At 72.8% G+C, this 16,241-nt stretch carries 14 protein-coding genes; 8 read left to right on the forward strand and 6 right to left on the reverse strand.

Annotation, left to right across the window (positions count from 1 at the left end; all coding sequences use genetic code 11):
• Positions 1-83: 83 nt before the first annotated feature.
• Positions 84-953: a hypothetical protein gene (locus ACFU74_RS29760; RefSeq protein ID WP_380762243.1), complete on the reverse strand. Its 870-nt coding sequence runs from the start codon at positions 951-953 to the stop codon at positions 84-86.
• Between the two features lie 197 nt (positions 954-1,150).
• Between ACFU74_RS29760 and ACFU74_RS29765 the strand changes: the two genes are divergently transcribed.
• A complete protein-coding gene (locus ACFU74_RS29765) occupies positions 1,151-1,636 on the forward strand; it encodes a hypothetical protein (protein WP_380762245.1) in 486 nt (161 codons plus the stop codon).
• A gap of 68 nt (positions 1,637-1,704) precedes the next feature.
• On the opposite strand, the gene ACFU74_RS29770 is transcribed toward ACFU74_RS29765, so the two are convergent.
• Positions 1,705-2,136 (reverse strand): NUDIX domain-containing protein, encoded by a 432-nt coding sequence (locus ACFU74_RS29770; protein WP_380762247.1) that lies wholly within the window; start codon positions 2,134-2,136, stop codon positions 1,705-1,707.
• 135 nt (positions 2,137-2,271) lie between these two features.
• Here ACFU74_RS29770 and ACFU74_RS29775 point away from each other — a divergent pair, with 135 nt between their 5' ends.
• Positions 2,272-2,931, forward strand: a complete 660-nt coding sequence (locus tag ACFU74_RS29775) for a Uma2 family endonuclease (protein WP_380762249.1) — start codon at positions 2,272-2,274, stop codon at positions 2,929-2,931.
• Between the two features lie 65 nt (positions 2,932-2,996).
• Here the strand turns inward: ACFU74_RS29775 and ACFU74_RS29780 are convergent, their stop codons facing one another.
• Entirely contained in the window at positions 2,997-4,328 is a 1,332-nt protein-coding gene (locus ACFU74_RS29780) for an MFS transporter (protein ID WP_380762251.1), read from the reverse strand.
• Positions 4,329-4,659: 331 nt separating this feature from the next.
• Between ACFU74_RS29780 and ACFU74_RS29785 the strand changes: the two genes are divergently transcribed.
• Complete coding sequence (locus tag ACFU74_RS29785) at positions 4,660-6,258, forward strand: hypothetical protein (protein ID WP_380762253.1); 1,599 nt, start codon at positions 4,660-4,662, stop codon at positions 6,256-6,258.
• A 16-nt stretch (positions 6,259-6,274) separates the two neighbouring features.
• Here the strand turns inward: ACFU74_RS29785 and ACFU74_RS29790 are convergent, their stop codons facing one another.
• Positions 6,275-6,721 carry a VOC family protein gene (locus ACFU74_RS29790; protein ID WP_380762255.1) on the reverse strand — a complete coding sequence of 149 codons (447 nt, stop codon included), beginning with the start codon at positions 6,719-6,721 and terminating at the stop codon, positions 6,275-6,277.
• 323 nt (positions 6,722-7,044) lie between these two features.
• Between ACFU74_RS29790 and ACFU74_RS29795 the strand changes: the two genes are divergently transcribed.
• The gene (locus tag ACFU74_RS29795; protein WP_380762257.1) at positions 7,045-8,256 is read left to right on the forward strand and encodes a hypothetical protein; all 1,212 of its coding nucleotides are present in this window, start codon (positions 7,045-7,047) and stop codon (positions 8,254-8,256) included.
• A 370-nt stretch (positions 8,257-8,626) separates the two neighbouring features.
• Positions 8,627-10,108 (forward strand): alkaline phosphatase PhoX, encoded by a 1,482-nt coding sequence (locus ACFU74_RS29800; protein WP_380762259.1) that lies wholly within the window; start codon positions 8,627-8,629, stop codon positions 10,106-10,108.
• A 91-nt stretch (positions 10,109-10,199) separates the two neighbouring features.
• Here ACFU74_RS29800 and ACFU74_RS29805 read toward each other — a convergent pair whose 3' ends face one another.
• A complete protein-coding gene (locus ACFU74_RS29805) occupies positions 10,200-11,801 on the reverse strand; it encodes a PucR family transcriptional regulator (protein ID WP_380762261.1) in 1,602 nt (533 codons plus the stop codon).
• Positions 11,802-11,989: 188 nt separating this feature from the next.
• Between ACFU74_RS29805 and pruA the strand changes: the two genes are divergently transcribed.
• Both pruA and ACFU74_RS29815 read left to right on the forward strand, forming a co-directional pair.
• The gene (pruA, locus tag ACFU74_RS29810) at positions 11,990-13,618 is read left to right on the forward strand and encodes an L-glutamate gamma-semialdehyde dehydrogenase (protein ID WP_380762263.1); all 1,629 of its coding nucleotides are present in this window, start codon (positions 11,990-11,992) and stop codon (positions 13,616-13,618) included.
• 149 nt (positions 13,619-13,767) lie between these two features.
• Positions 13,768-14,697: a proline dehydrogenase family protein gene (locus ACFU74_RS29815; protein WP_380762265.1), complete on the forward strand. Its 930-nt coding sequence runs from the start codon at positions 13,768-13,770 to the stop codon at positions 14,695-14,697.
• 62 nt (positions 14,698-14,759) lie between these two features.
• Here ACFU74_RS29815 and ACFU74_RS29820 read toward each other — a convergent pair whose 3' ends face one another.
• Positions 14,760-15,353 carry a Uma2 family endonuclease gene (locus ACFU74_RS29820; protein WP_380762267.1) on the reverse strand — a complete coding sequence of 198 codons (594 nt, stop codon included), beginning with the start codon at positions 15,351-15,353 and terminating at the stop codon, positions 14,760-14,762.
• A gap of 148 nt (positions 15,354-15,501) precedes the next feature.
• Here ACFU74_RS29820 and ACFU74_RS29825 point away from each other — a divergent pair, with 148 nt between their 5' ends.
• Entirely contained in the window at positions 15,502-16,197 is a 696-nt protein-coding gene (locus tag ACFU74_RS29825; RefSeq protein WP_380762269.1) for an RraA family protein, read from the forward strand.
• Positions 16,198-16,241: the final 44 nt, after the last annotated feature.

Consider the following 16,241-nt stretch of genomic DNA (forward strand, 5'->3'; position numbering starts at 1 on the left):
CCCCCCACCCGCCTGCTGGCGGGTGCCCACCCCGGGCCTGGCCGGGCGGCCCGAGGGTGCCGCCCGGCCCACCAGTGCTCGAGTCACCCGTAGGCCGCCACCGGGGGAGAGATCTCGACATGCGGTGCTCTGGCTCCCAGCAGGGCGGCTCGTGCGCGTGCGACACCTCTGGCTGTCACAGAAGTGCCGCCCCCGGCCGCCTTGGGCTGTTCACCGAGACCCGCGCAGGCCCGGCAGATCCCCTGTGCGGGCACCGGATCGTGGCACTCGGCGCACTCGGAGTAGCTGGCTCTCCGCGTCCCTTCCGCCGGCCGACAGGGCGGCATCTTGTGTTCCAGCCGGTAGCGGAGCACGGCTGCCGCCGAATGCATCGGAGCCGGCAGCCCCGGCAACAGGGCGTGCGCGAGATCGGCCGCAGTGCACCCGCGCGCCAGCCACTGCCCCACCAGCGGCGCCAGGTCCCGCGCCTCGGCCTCACCCAGACGCAACTGCGGCTCGGGCCGGATCACACGGAACAGGGTGTCCACCGCCTCCCTCTCCCCATCGTCCATCGACTCCGGGGGGAGGGTGGGTTCTTGGCCCCGGTCCTTTACAACAGGGCCGCCAGCGCCGCCGGTTGGCGGCCCACCGGACGCCGGGAGGGTGACACCCGGCCGCGCGAACTGCGGGGTGTCATAGACGTGCGCCTCACTGCGAAGCGTCCCGTCGGGCAGCCGAACCTTCTCGACCCGGTAGTACCCGGCGTCGGTGAGCTCCTTCAAGGCCTTGCGAACGGCCCCACGCCCCTGCGGACTGGTGTCGGCCATGTGCCGCCCGTCCTCCCGCCACCCATCGGGCCGGGAGAGCAGATCCGCGAGCAGACCGCGGGCGGTGTAGCTCAACTTCCGGTACTGCAACACGAAGTTGGGCAACACGGTGAAGTTGCGCGCGTGGGCGCTACGATGGATGTGCATGGGAGTGTCAGCTCCTGTTGCCTGACCCCGGGGTGTTTCCGCACCGCCGGGGTCGCATTTTGCTCTTTGAGCACGGAACGTACCACGCCGTTTGACGCAGCGTGAGTCATTCGTGACTTCCTGATAGGGTCCGAGGTCGCTCAGCTCGGCGACTCCCAACTACCGTTGCCCCATGACTGACTCAGAGGGGAAACGGCATGACCGTGATCGCGGTGACTGGGCACATGGACCTCACCGAAGAGAGTGTCGTCCTGGTCCGCGAAGCGCTGGATCAGCTACTCGCTGACCACACCGAGCACGGCTTCACCGGTGTCTCGTGCATCGCCAAGGGTGCGGACTCGATCTTCGCCGACGCGGTGCTCTCGCTCGGCGGTCGACTGGTTGCCGTGATCCCGTCGGCCGACTACCGCCAGACCAAGGTCAAGCCGGCATACGCAGCCGAGTTCGACCGTCTTCACCAGGCCGCCGCCGAGGTTGTCGTCATGCCGTTCGCCGAGGCCGACCGCGAAGCGTACGAAGCCGCCAACAACGAGTTGTTGCGCCGTGCCGACCAGTTGTTCGCCGTGTGGGACGGCAGGCCCGGCAGCGGGCGCGGGGGGACCGCTGACACCGTCGCCGCAGCCCGTGCCGCCCAACTGCCGGTGACCGTCGTGTGGCCCGAGGGTGCCGCCCGTACGAGTTGACGTTGCCATCAGCGGACCGCGAGCCCTGCCGCCCCGAAACGGATGTTTCGGGGCGGCAGGGTTTGTGACTACCTGACGGCGGTGAGCTCCCCGCGTGCGACGGCCGCGCGGAGGACCGTGGCGATCTCCGGCGGCAGGAGGTTGACCGTGGCGAGGGCCCCGGTGGTCAGGGGGATCTCCTCCAAGAGGTACTCGCCCCGGCCTTCCTGGCTGAACTCGGGACCGCTGCGGTCCTCGAAGCTCCACTCCTCGACGGTGGCGAGGTAGAAGTCCTGGCGCTCGCCGTCACCCTCGACGGTGTGGAGCAGGCCGACGATCTCCGCTTTGCCGGCGATCTCTTCACGCACCTCGCGCAGCAGGGCGTCCTCGGGGCCGGCGTCGGTCGGCTCGACCTTGCCGCCGACGATCACCCAGTACGGATCGACGCCGGGGCGGATGCGTTTGATCAGCAGCACGGTGTCGTTCGGAGTGAGGAGGACGGCTCGGACTCGGTGCTGCATGGTGCCTTCTTTCGCTGGTCGAACGTCAATTCGCCGCCGCGCAAACCGCTCGTTCGGGGGAACGATTTGCGTGGCAGTGGTATATCTGCGAGCGGGCGGCCAGGCTGGTGCCGCGACCTCGGAGGGAGCGAAGTCATGTCGGTTGTTGCGTTCGCGCAGTTGCTTCTGCCTGACTCGCCGTACGCCATGTGGGTCCGGGGAGAGCTGGAGGAGTACCTCCGTCTCCCGGACGACGGTACGCGGGTGGAAGTTGTCGGAGGGGAGATCGTCGTGTCACCGGCGCCGGTATTTGCCCATGGTGGGATCCTCTCGGACATCCAGCGAGGTTTTGAGCGGGCCTTGTTCGTGGATGACAGCTTTTCTTGGAGGGCAGTCCAGACGATCAACCTGGACCTGGTCGAGGCCGGGGACGGTTACATTCCCGACTTGGTGGTGCTGCACAAGGACAACGAAGCCGAGAAGCGGTCGCAGGACGTTCTCCACCTCCACCCGCATGATCTTGAGTTGGTAGTCGAGGTGACCTCGGTATCCAATGCCTGTCATGATCGTCGTCCCATGTTCGGTCGGCAGGTCAAGCCCACCAAGTGGAATGGGTACGCGCGGAGCGGAGTGCCGTACTACTTGCTGGTGGACCGGGACCCGCGGCAGCCGGGCGTCACCTTGTTCGGCGAGCCGGACAAGGCTGAGGCCACGTACCAAACCCTGGGTGAGTGGAAGTTCGGGGAAGGCGTTCGGCTGCCGGAGCCGTTCGGCGTCGAGATCAACACCGAAACCTGGAAGCCTTGGGGCGCGTAGACCCGGGTGGAATGGTGCCGCCCCGGAACGAGTGTCGTTCCGGGGCGGCGGTGTTCGTGGGGCGGTCAGGCGGTGCGGGGGCGCTTGGCGACGGCGAGGGCCAGGGCGGCGCAGAGGAAGGCGGCCAGGAGGGTGAAGCCGCTGGTGGCGGGGAGGAGGCCGTACGCCTGGACGAGGGCGCCCACGGCGACGATGGGGAGGGAGGAGCCGAGGTAGATGATGATCCAGAGGGAGGAGAGCTCGGAGCCCCTCCGTTCGGGGTTCATCGCGGCGACGGCGGTGGTGAACAGGGAGCGGAAGGCGATGCCCTGGCAGGCGCCGCCGAGGACGCTGCCGACGAAGAGGAGTGCGGGGGTGCCGGTGTACTGGGCGGCGACGACCAGGCCCAGGCCGGTGGCCAGGCCCGCCATGCCGAGGGCGATGACCAGGCGGTCGGCGGCGGGTGGGACGAGCAGCTGGGCGACGGCCGAGGAGCCGAGCAGGAGGGCCGCGACCACGGCGCCGATCAGCTTGGAGTCGGTGTGCAGCAGCTTGGCGGCGAAGGCCGGGGCCAGGCTGAGGTAGACGCCGAACACCGCGTAGGAGATGAACCCGGCCGTGGCGGCGAGCAGGAACTCGCGGCGGCCGGTGCGCGGCAGCCGGGGGCGCTGGGGGCGCAGGTGGGCCGGGGTGGTGATGCGGGGCGGGGAGGCCGGCGGGCGGTTGCGGCCGGGCATCCGGGGGTGGACCAGGGCGAGCGGCACGCAGAGCGCGAGCAGGGCGATCGAGTGCAGCAGGAACGGGCTGAGCAGCGGGTCGGAACCGCCGGCGAGCAGGGCGCCGATCACCGGGCCGAGGGCGACGCCGCCCGCCGAGCAGGCCAGGGTGATCTTGGCGGCCCGGGCCGGGTGCTCGGGCATCAGGTCGCCGAGGGCGGCTCCGGCGGCGCCCGTCGACAGGCCGACGGCGATGCCCTGGACGGCGCGGCCGGCGGCGAGCTGCCAGAAGCTGCCGGAGGTCGCGAAGACGACGTCGCCGACGGCGGACAGCGCGACGGCGGGCAGGATCAGGGCGCGCCGGCCGAGGTGGTCGGACCAGTGGCCGACCACGGCCAGGACCGGGACCAGCGCGAACACGTAGATCGCGAAGAGGATCGTGGTGTCCAGCGCGGTCAGGTTCAGCTGCTGCTGGAGGAGCGAGTAGATCGGCGTGGCCAGGTTGGCGCCGATCAGCATGAGCAGCAGGGCGGCGGCGACGAGGCCGACGCGGACTCCGCGCAGCGCGTTCCAGCGGCTGATCGCGGAGAGCTGGAGCTGGGCGCGCGGCGCGAGCTCCAGGGGAAGCAGGGCCTCCGACAGTCGGCGTCCGTCGAACTGCGCGGTGCGCAGGCCGGAGCCGGCGGGGGAGAGGTCCGCCATGGCAGGGGTCTCCTGTGGCCGGGCACCACCCGGGTCGGCGGGGTGTGCCGGCGCGCCCGTCCTGGCGGCGCTGTGGTGGTGGCCTCGGTGCGGGCTCCCTGGTGGGGCAGGTGAGCTGAGAGGGGGGCAACGTTGCCCGTCGGCGCGCGCGGGGTTGTGCGCGGTACCGACTTCGAAGGATAAGGGGTGGGCGCACGGTTGCGGCGCGCGCCCCTTGAGGCCGGGCGTCGGGGGTGCCCGGCCTATACGCTGAGGTGGTGGACCGGTGACGCGGAGGTGATCTCCGCGGCCCGGCCCGGCTGACCGCTCGGCGTAGGGAGAACGCGCAACGATGGCCGCACGACGTCGTAGGAACGCCGACACCCCCGCGTCGGGCGAGGGCGCGGTGCTGCCCGCCGACCTGGAGCTGCAGGATCTGTACGGGGCGTTCGCCGCGCACGGGCTGGACGACGACGACCTGGACGACGCGGCCGTGCTGGTACCGCCGGTCACCCTGCCGTCCGAGCCGGAGCTGGCCGAGCAGGCGAAGGCCGTCCCGATGCTCGCCTGGGCGCTGGAGCTGGCCCGCTGGACGGCCCCGCACCGCGCGGTGGACGAGTTCGGCGACCTCACCGGCCCGGACCGGGCCCCGGCCGCCCGGCTGCTGGGCCTGGCCCCCGAGGAGGGGGACGCGCCGGAGGAGGCGGTGGTCGAGGCGATGCGCGCCTGGTCGCTGGCCTGCGACCTGGACCTGGTCGAGCTCGGCACCACGGCGGCCGGCGAGCACGTCGCCGTCCCCGGGCCGGACCTGGAGCCGGCCGAGGCCGGGGACACCGACACCGTCCTGGAGCTGTGGCTGACGGCCGCCGGGATCGTCCGCGAGCTGGCGGCGGAGGCGGACTCCCAGGAGCTGGAGCCCACCGAGGACCCGGCGGAGGCCGACGAGGACGGCCTGAACGAGGTCGAGGACGCCCGCGACGAGGCCGCCGAGCTGCTCGACGAGGCGCTCCAGGTGCTCTACGAGACCACCGCCTTCGCCGAGCCGGGCAACGAGACGGTGCCGCTGGGCGTGCTGGCCGCGCTGCTGGTGGTCCCGGAGGGCGAGGAGCCGAGCGACGAGCTGCTCGGGGACATCACCGATGTGATGGTCGCCCTGGATCCGATGCTCGCCGACCTCGCCGAGCTGGGCGTGCTGGAGTACCGGCCGATCGACCCGGAGCTCTTCGACGAGGAGGAGGAAGGGGCGGACGAGCGGGCGGAGCCCGCGGAACTGGACGAGGCGGAGTCCGCCCGGTTCGGGCTGGTCCGGCTCACCCCGCTGGGCCAGTTCGGGATCCGGCAGTGGCTGCTGGAGGACGGCTACGACGCGCCGCTGGTCGGCGACCTGGCCCAGGGCGACGCCGCCGAGCTGCTGCGCGGGGTCAGCGAGGCCGCCAATGTGCTGCCCGAGGAGGAGCTGAAGGTCTGGGTGGCCGGACGGGAGCCGGCGGAGGCGGCGCGCGAACTGCTCGCGGCGGCGCGCGGCACCGACGCGTACGCCCCGATGCGGCGGCTGCTCTGCCACTCGGCGCTGACCCTGCTCGGCGCGCCCGCCGAGCCGGCCGTCCGGGAGGTGCTGGACGACCCGGAGCTGGGCGGCGGCGCGCGGGCCTGGCTGGTCTCGCTCGGCGTGGCGGACGTGCCCGTGCCGGACCGGGCGATGGCGCTGTGGACGGTGGTGGACGCCTTCGCGGCCCAGCTGCTGGACACCGGCGGCGATCCGGACCAGCTGCGCGACCTGGTCGCCGAGCTGCCGGTGACGGACGACCCGGTGGGCTACTTCGGCGAGCTGTGGCGGGTCGAGCACCCCTACACGGCGGACGTGCTGGAGGCGGTCGGCGAGCTGCATCCGGACCGGGCGGTGGCCAAGGAGGCCCGCAAGGCGGCGTTCAAGGCCCGCTCCAAGGGCTGAGCGCCGGTCCCGCCGATCAGTCCGGCAGGTCGAGCGAGCCGTCCTCGGTGAAGGCGAAGAACGGGTTGTGGGCCAGCTCCCAGAGGTGGCCGTCCGGGTCCTCGAAGTACCCGGAGTAGCCGCCCCAGTGCGTCGCCGCCGGTGCCTTGACCACGATGGCGCCGGCGGCCACCGCCGTCTCCAGGGCGGCGTCCACCGCCGCCGTGGACTCCAGGTTCACGGCGAGGGTGACGCCGCGGAACGCCGGTTCGCCGGCGGACGGCACGCCCGCGTCGGCGGCCAGTTCGTCGTGCGGGAAGAGGCCGAGCACCGAGTCGGCGGTGCGGAACCAGACGATCGAGGGGCTGGACGCGGCGGAGCGGTGCCAGCCGAGCGCTTCGTAGAAGCGGGCGCTGCGGTCGAGGTCGGCCACCCCGAGGGTGACGATGCTGAGCCGGGCGGGGAAGGGCGTGGTCGCAGTCATGGCCGCCAGCCTAGGGAGGGGGACCGACAGCGGCGCCCCGGACGGGTCCGTCCGGAGGGACGGCCGATCCGCCCGGCGGGCAATGGGCCTGATGACCCGGCAGTTCGGGCCACGTATCGTTGCCCGGGTGCCGACGGCACGGTGCGGACGGCGAGGGCAAGGGGGTGCGGCGCGGGATGACGCGGGCGAGCGGAGGCGGCCGGGACGGCCGGTTCGGGGATGGTGCGGGGACGGTCGATCCTTGCGACCGCCGGGAGGAACCCCCCGGGAAACGTCCGGGGGAGCGCCCGGACGGCGGCCCGGACCACCACCCGGGCGAACCGGTGAACGGATCCGCGGACGGGTCGGCGGGCGAATCCGCGGGCGAGCGCCCGGCCGGCGGCCTGGAGGAGTTCCTCGCCGTCCAGGAGGACCTCGCCCGCCGCGCCCTCGTCGCGGCCGACTTCCCGGTGTACGGCGTCGCCCCCGCGCGCGGCCTGGGCGGCGGCGCGCTGGTCGCCTACGGGACGGACAGCGGCGCCGCGGTGGTCGCCGGGCTGCCGGACGCCGGACTCACGGACGCCGTGCCGTGGGACGCGCCCGGCTGGATCGAGGTCGGCTTCGGCGACTGGACCTCGCCGGACGGCCCGTACGTCACCGTGCGCACCCACCGGCCCGGCGCCGACCGGTACGAGCCGCTGCCCGAGCTGGAGGACGTCGTCGAGGACGAGCGCGACCGCGTCTACGAGCAGCTCGGCGTCGACGAGGGCGACACGCCCGGCCGGGTCAGGGCGCTGCGCGAGTGGATAGCCGTCGACGGCGAGTCGCACGCCGTCGAGGTGCACGAGGACCGGCGCGGCCTGTGGTCCGGCGCGGCGCTGCCCGGCTGCGCCCCGGTCGACGGCGCCGAGCCGGTCTGGGCGGGCCGGTTCCGGGTGGACGGCCTGACCGTCACGGTCTGCGGGCGCGGCGTGCCGCCCGGCGGCGTCGAGCTGGCCCGGATCCGGGACCACGAGGGCTGCCTGGGCGGGCGCACCGCGCTGCTGCGCGAGCTGGCCGTCCGGCGCGGTCGGCACCTGCCGGTGGAGCAGCGCGAGCTCTCCCCGGTCACCGGGCTGGAGGCGCACCGGGCGGTGATCACGCACGGCATCGTGGAGGCCGCCGCCCTGGAGGCGCGGCTGCGCTCCGGGCGTCCGCCCCGGCCGCCCCGGGGGGCGCGCGCGGAGGCGGGCGAGCTGCGCCGGGAGGCGGCGGTGCGCCAGCAGATGCGGCTCGCCTCGGAGACCCGGGCGGAGGCGGTCGAGGCGGTGGCCGCGATGGTCGAGCAGCTCGGCCGGCTCTCCCAGCTGACGCACTGGGTGGTGGGCACGCCGGAGGGCGAGGCCGCGGTGGAGGAGTCGATCCGGTACACGGTGTTCGCCAGCGAGGTGGCCAGCGTGCCGGCGCAGCGCGCCTGGCGGCGGCTGCGGAGCGGGGAGCGCGGGGAGGACCGGATGGGCGAGCAGCTGTGGCTGGCGGCCTGGGAGCAGTGGCGGTCGGCGCGATCGGGAGGCTGAGCCGGGGCGCAGGGCGGGGTGCGGGGCCGGGTGCAGGGCGGGGCGCCGGGACGGACGCCGGGATGGACGCCGGGCCGTGCGCGAGGCCGACGCGGCCCGTAGGGTCGAAGGAGCAGGCTGACGGACCGCCGCGGGTCGAACAGTGGATGACGGTCGGCCGACCGGCGGTGTGACCCGTGATGACCAGGCAAAAGGTGGGAGACGGGTTCGCATAAGGTCGGCCAATGACCACCCTGACGAGGTGTTCGATTCACCGGCCGTTCACCGGACGGGCGGAGTCTGCTGGGCGTCGACGACCACCTCGACACCTCGCACGGCCACGCACCGGGGAGCACCCCGGTCGCCGGCCCACCCCTCAGGAGTGACTGCCATGTCGCTGTCCCGCCGGGACTTCGTCAACCGTTCCACCCTCGTCGGGGCCGGCGTTCTGATCGCCGGCAGCGCCGAGGCCCTGGCCAGCGCGCCGGGCGCGATCGCCGCCCCGGCCGGTGGCGAGGTGCCGGTCGCCGAGGCCGCCGGGGCCGAGCGCGTCGCCGTCGGCTACGGCCCGCTGGTCGCCGACCCGGAGGGCCTGCTCGCGCTGCCCAAGGGCTTCAAGTACAAGGTCCTGAACCGCACCGGTGTCACCAAGCTGCGCACCGGCGAGTTCACGCCGAGCAACCACGACGGCACCTCGGCGTTCGAGGACGAGCGCGGCGGCAACCTGCTGGTCGTCAACCACGAGCTGGGCGGCGCCCGCGCCAACTGGCCGAACCCGGTCCCGCTGACCGAGGGCCACGTCTACGACCCGGGCGCGGCCGGCGGCTGCACCATCGTGCACGCCAAGGCCAACGGCAAGGTCGAGCAGTGGGTCGGCATCTCCGGCACCGCCACCAACTGCGCGGGCGGCGTCACCCCGTGGGGCACCTGGCTGTCCGGCGAGGAGACCGAGGACAAGGCCGGCAAGAACGGCTTCACCAAGGACCACGGCTACATCTTCGAGGTCGACCCGTTCGACGACGACTACAACCGCGACCCGCAGCCGGTGAAGGCGTTCGGCCGCTTCGCCCACGAGGCCGTCGTCGTCGACCCGAAGCGCGGCCACGTCTACGAGACCGAGGACGCCTCCAACCCCAACGGCCTGCTGTTCCGCTGGACCCCGCCGGCCGGCTTCAAGCACGGCCGCTACAAGCTGCGCAAGCTGGCCGCCGACGCCGGTGTGCTGGAGGCCTTCAAGGTCTTCGACGCCCAGGGCAAGTTCATCGACGACCTGGCCCGCGCGACCAAGGTCGGCACCACCTACGGCGTGGACTGGGTCAAGGTCCAGGACCGCGACGCCAAGACCGTCTCCATCCGCAAGCAGTTCAAGGACGGCGAGGTCACCCGCGCCCGCAAGCTCGAGGGCATGTGGTGGGGCGACGGCGGCTTCTACTTCGTCTCCAGCTTCGCCCGCTCGGAGAGCCCGGCGCAGCACGACGGTCAGGTCTGGTTCTACAACCCGGCCCGCCGCACCATCACCCTGAAGGTCCTGCTGGGCGTCAACACCGATGTCTGGGGCGACCACGACAACTTCGACGGCCCGGACAACATCACCGTCTCGCCCTACGGCGGCATCGTGATCGCCGAGGACGGCGAGGGTGTCTCGCACCTGTTCGGCGCCACCGAGGACGGCCTGACCTACTCCATCGCCCGCAACGACCTGAACATCGGCACCGCGGAGAAGCCGGAGTTCAGCGAGTTCACCGGCGTCACCTTCTCGGACGACGGCAAGACCCTGTTCGCCAACATCCAGACCCCGGGCATCCAGTTCGCCATCACCGGCCCGTGGCACCGCCTGAACGAGCACAAGCGCGGCCAGGGCTACGGCCAGTGAGCTGAGCGCGGTCGAGTGACAGGGGCCCGTTCCTCGGAGCGGGCCCCTGTCGCGGGCTCACGGCTCCTGCGTGCTCAGCGCTCCTGCGGGCTCACGGCTCGGCGGGCAGCCGCAGCTGGAGCATGGCGAGCAGCCGCTGCTGCGGCTGGGCGAGGTCGATGCCGGTCAGCTGCTCGGCCCGGCGGACCCGGTAGCGCAGGGTGTTCGGGTGGATGTGCAGGGCGTCCGCCGCGACCCGGACCTCGCCGAGCGCGTCCAGCCAGGCCAGCACCGACTCGGCGAGCCGGGTGCCGTGCCGCCGGTCGTACTCGCTGAGCGCGGTGAGCCGCGGGTCGCGCAGGCCGCCGCGCTCCTGGAGCAGCGCCAGCATCTCGCTGACCAGCACCTCCGCCTGGACGTCGATCAGCGCCGCGACCTCCAGGTCCACTCCGCCGCGGCCCATCGCGTCCAGGATCCGGTCCGCCTGGGCGCGCGAGTCGGGCACCCGGGCGAGGCCGTCCACGGTCGAGCCGATCGCCGCGCGCAGCGGGACGCCCAGGTGGTCGCGGGCGGCCTCGACCACCTCCTGGGCCCAGCCGCGCACGGTGGCCATCGGCAGGTTGGCGGGCAGCTCGGGCAGCAGTACGTAGACCCGCGACTCGATCGGCGCGAGCAGCGCGGCGCGGTGCCGGGCCGCGGTGTGCACCGAGATCAGGCCGGTCACCTCGGCCCTGGTGAGCTGCTCGGTGGTGCCCGCGCTGTACGCCAGCACGGTGGCCGGGCGGCGCAGGTCGAGCCCGAGGTGGGTGGCGAGCGACTGCGGGCCGGTGGAGCCCTCCAGCAGGCCGGTGAGCAGGGTCTGGGTCAGCCGGACGTCCGCGGACAGCTCCCGGCGCCGGCGCACCAGCTGCGCCGCGGCGACCCGGGCCGCGCCGACCAGCGCCTGCTCGGCCAGCGGCGCGAGCGGCTGGGCGCCCTCCTGCACCCAGATGGTGCCGAGCGGCTGCGCGCCCGCCCGGATGCCGATCGCCAGCCGGCGGCGCAGCCCGAGCTCCGGGTGCGGGTCGACCGCGATGGCGGTGTCCGAGCCGCGCAGGTGCTGGAAGACGCCCCACTCGCGCAGCTTGGACAGGTACGGCTCGGGGCCCTGCCAACCGAGGATGGAGAGCCGGCGCAGGTCGTCGACCTCGTCGGAGTCGGAGGAGCGGGAGTAGGCGAGCACCCGGCTTGAGGTGTCCTCGATCGAGACGATGCCGTTGGTGAGCACGGCGACGGTCTGGGCGAGCGAGAACAGGTCGCCGGCGTTGTGCTCGGCGCTGCCGGGCGTGTCCGGGGCGTCCGGGCCGGCGATGATCGCCCGGGCGAGCGAGTCGAGGTGCTCCCAGCGGGTCTCCCGGCGCACCGAGAGCAGGGCCACGCCCGCCTCGGTGGCCGCCTCGCGCAGCGCGTCGGCCTGCCCGGGGGCGTCCAGTTTGACGGCCACTGCGGCGGCCCCGGCCCGGCCGGCGGCGCGCAGCGCGGGCAGCGCGGCCCGGCCGCGGGCGCCGATGGCGAGCACGAGTTCGCCGGGGGCGGCGGTCGGCGGGTCCTCGGGGTCGAGGATGGCGACGTCGCGGACCGGGACGTCGAGCCCGCTCGGGGCGGCCTGGAGCTCGACGAGCGGTTCGCCCAGGGACATCAGCAGTTGCCGGAGCGGGAGGCCGGGGGTGGTCATTCGGGCCTCCTCGGGGCGGCCGGGGCGCTCGCGCCCCGATCCTTCATCCGGGCGGACAACGCCGTCCGGATGATTTTAGCCGTCCGGCCAATCAAGCGGGCCCTGGTGCAGGAATAGCGTTCGTCATGTGGCCGGCGTGCGACCCGCGACGGCATCCCCCCGCAAGAAACGAAGGAGAGCGTGCGCTCATGGACGCTGTGACCCAGGTCCCCGCGCCGGTGAACGAGCCGGTCCACAGCTACGCCCCGGGCAGCCCGGAACGGGCCCGTCTGGAGGCCAAGCTGAAGGAGCTGGGCGGCCAGGAGCCGGTCCAGCTGACCATGACGATCAACGGTGAGCGCCGGATGGGCGGCGGCACCGAGTTCCACGTCGTCCAGCCGCACAACCACGCGGCGCGGCTCGGCACCCTGCGCAACGCCACCCAGGCGGACGCGCAGGAGGCCATCGACACTGCCCTGGCCGCCGCCCCGGCCTGGCAGGCGCTCTCCTTCGACTCGCGCGCCGCGATCTTCCTGCGCGCCGCCGACCTGCTGGCCGGCCCCTGGCGCGAGACCCTGGCCGCCGCCACCATGCTCGGCCAGTCCAAGACCGCGCAGCAGGCCGAGATCGACACCCCCTGCGAGCTGGTCGACTTCCTGCGCTTCAACGTGCACTTCGCCCGCCAGATCATGGCCGAGCAGCCGATCTCCTCGGACGGCGTGTGGAACCGCAGCGACCACCGCCCGCTGGAGGGCTTCGTCTACGCGATCACCCCGTTCAACTTCACCGCCATCGCCGGCAACCTGCCGACCGCCCCGGCGCTGATGGGCAACGTGGTGCTGTGGAAGCCCTCGCCGACCCAGCAGTTCTCCGCGCACCTGCTGATGCAGCTGCTGGAGGAGGCCGGCCTGCCCAAGGGCGTCATCAACATGGTGACCGGCGACGGCCTGGACGTCTCCGCCGTCGCGCTGAAGCACCCGGCGCTGGCCGGCATCCACTTCACCGGCTCCACCGCCACCTTCCAGCACCTGTGGCGCGAGGTCGGCAACAACATCTCCGGCTACCGCACCTACCCGCGGATCGTCGGCGAGACCGGCGGCAAGGACTTCCTGGTCGCCCACCCGTCCGCCGACAAGGCCGTGCTGAAGACCGCCATGACCCGCGGCGCCTTCGAGTTCCAGGGCCAGAAGTGCTCCGCCCTGTCGCGCGCCTACGTCCCGGCCTCGATCTGGGCCGAGCTGAAGGACGAGTTCCGCGACGAGGTCGAGGGCCTCACCATGGGCGACGTCACCGACCTGTCGAACTTCATGTCGGCCGTCATCGACGACCGCTCGTTCGCCAAGAACAAGGCCGCGATCGACCGCGCCCAGGCCGACCCCGAGGTCGAGGTCCTGGCCGGCGGCACCTACGACGACTCGGTCGGCTACTTCGTCCGCCCGACCGTCCTGGTCTGCAAGGACCCGGCGAGCGAGTACTTCCGCGACGAGTACTTCGGCCCGATCCTGGCCGTGCACGTCTACGAGGACGACAAGTACGACGAGATGCTGGCGCAGATGGAGTCGGTGTCGGCCTACGGCCTGACCGGTTCGATCATCTCCCAGGACCGCGAGGCCGTGCAGCACGCGATGCACAAGCTGCGCTTCGCCGCCGGCAACTTCTACATCAACGACAAGCCGACCGGCGCGGTCGTCGGCCAGCAGCCGTTCGGCGGCGGCCGGGCCTCCGGCACCAACGACAAGGCCGGTGCCAAGCAGAACCTGGCGCGGTGGACCTCGACCCGCTCGGTCAAGGAGACCTTCGTCCCGCCGACGGACTACCGCTACCCGCACATGGGCTGAGTGCCCCTCCGGGACCCCTCCGCGGTCCCCTGACGCCCCGGTCCCGCAGCCGGGCGCGTCGTCCCACGGGCGGCGGGCCGACCACCCCCCCTCGGTCCGCCGCCCGTCACTTTCTGCCACCCTTAGAAGCACCAGCTCCAGGAGTCACGATGCTCCGTTCCGCCCTCCTCGCGGCCTCCCGGTCCTCGCAGGTCCGCACCGTCGTCGAGAAGTTCCCGCCGACCCACGCGATAGTCGAGCGGTTCGTCGCCGGCGAGGCCCTCGACGACGCCGTCACCGCCTGCGACGACCTGGTCGCCACCGGCCGCAAGGTCACCCTGGACCACCTCGGCGAGGACACCCGCGACGCCGCCCAGGCCGCCGGCACCGCCGAGGCCTACGAGCACCTGCTCAAGGCGCTCAAGGAGACCGGCCTGGCCGCCGGCGCCGAGGTCTCGGTCAAGCTCTCGGCCGTCGGCCAGTTCCTCCCGGTGGACGGCGAGAAGATCGCCCTGGAGAACGCCCGCCGGATCTGCGCGGCCGCCGCCGACGCCGGCACCACGGTGACCCTCGACATGGAGGACCACACCACCACCGACTCCACCCTCGCCATCGCCCGCGAGCTGCGCGAGGACTTCCCCTGGCTGGGCGTCGTCCTCCAGGCCTACCTGCGCCGCACCGAGGACGACTGCCGCGAGTTCTCCGGCGCGGGCTCGCGCGTGCGCCTGTGCAAGGGCGCCTACAAGGAGCCCGAGTCGGTCGCCTTCCAGGGCAAGCACGAGGTCGACCTCGCGTACGTCCGCGCGCTCAAGATCCTGATGGCCGGCGAGGGCTACCCGATGATCGCCTCGCACGACCCCAACATGATCAAGATCGCCGGCCAGCTGGCCCAGTGGAACGGCCGCAAGCTCGACTCCTTCGAGTACCAGATGCTGTACGGCATCCGCCCCGAGGAGCAGCTGCGCCTCGCCGGTGAGGGCAACACCATGCGGGTGTACCTCCCGTACGGCCAGGAGTGGTACGGCTACTTCATGCGCCGCCTCGCCGAGCGCCCGGCCAACCTCACCTTCTTCCTGCGCGCCATGGCCACCCGCGGCTGACGCACCCAGGCACCCCGACGGCCCGCGCCCTCCCCGGAGGACGCGGGCCGCCGTGCGTGCTGCTAGAGGAAGTCCTTGGTGTCCAGCTCGAAGTCGAACGGCGCCGGAAGGGCGAGGGGCTCCCCGAACGCCGCGAGGTGCACTTCGGTGTACTCCTCGCGCTTGGGGGTCGAGAAGAGGGTGACCTGAGCCTTCTCCCGGTCCACGAGCAGGTAGAGCGGAATCCCGGCACGGGCGTAGCAGTGACGTTTGGCGATGCGGTCCTGGTCGGGCTTGCTGGATGTCACCTCGGCGACCATGACCACGCCGTCCGGCGCCATCCAGGACGGGGCGCCGCGGAAGAGGCGAAGCTCCATGGGCGCGAACGTCGCGTCGGGGATGACGTGGTTCTTCGGACAGAGACCGCCACTGACCAGACGGAGGCCTTTGGTGCCCGCCACTTGCATGCGGATCCTGGACAGGCGGCCCACCTGGTCGATCAGCAGGCCGATGTAGTCCTCGTGATCGCCGTCCGGCGGTGGTGCCACGCTGATCTCTCCCTCGATGAGCTCGGCCCGGAAGCCTTCGGGGGAGTGCAGGCTCAGGAAGCTCTCCAGCAGGATGTCCTCCTGCGACGGGGAGTCCGCGATCGGTTTCTCATGCGCCACAGCACTCATGATGCCCCTCCTTCAGATGAACGTCACGCTAGTGCCGGGCCTGGCGGGCTTGTGCCGTGCGCGGTGGTTCTTCACCCGATGGTGTGAGGCGGTGCTGCCCGTAGGATCTTCCTGCTGGTGAACTGGGCTTTCGGCGAGGGGAGTTGGCATGGTGGTGCAGCGTTTCGCGGAGTTGTCGACGGCGTTGGTGGCGGATGGGTGCGTGCGGGTGGGGGTGGGGGTGCGGGCGGCACCGGCGGGGGTGCGGGGGGTGGTGGCGGGCAGCCGGTTGGCCGGGCGGGTGCTGCCGGTGCGGCACTACGGGAGCGTGGACGTGTTCCTGGAGGCGTACGGCAGTGCCGAGCCCGGGGACGTGGTGGTGATCGACAACGGCGGGCGGACCGACGAGGCGTGCATCGGGGACCTCGCGGTGCTGGAGGCGCGGGCCGCCGGGGCCGCCGGGGTGGTGGTGTGGGGGCTGCACCGGGACACCGCGGAGCTGGTGGAGATCGGGCTGCCGGTGTTCAGCTACGGCAGCCTGCCGCTCGGGCCGCTGCGGCTGGACGGGCGGGAGCCGGAGGCGCTGGCCAGTGCCCGGTTCGGGCCGCACCTGGTGGGCGGCGAGGACGTGGTGTTCGCGGACGCCGACGGGGTGCTGTTCGTGCCCGCCGCCCGGCTGGACGAGGTGCTGGAGGCCGCGGCCGGCATCGCCCGCACCGAGCGCGCGCAGGCGGAGCGGATCCGCTCGGGCGACACGCTGCGCCGGCAGACCGCGTTCGACGAGTACCTGGAGCGCCGCGCCGGCGACCCGGCGTACAGCTTCCGGCAGCACCTGCGGCGGGTCGGCGGGGCGATCGAGGAGTGAGGAGACGGCGGCGCGCCCCCCCCCGGGGGGGGGGGGGGGGCCCC

The organism is Kitasatospora sp. NPDC057500 (assembly GCF_042802195.1).
Taxonomy (GTDB): Bacteria; Actinomycetota; Actinomycetes; order Streptomycetales; family Streptomycetaceae; genus Kitasatospora.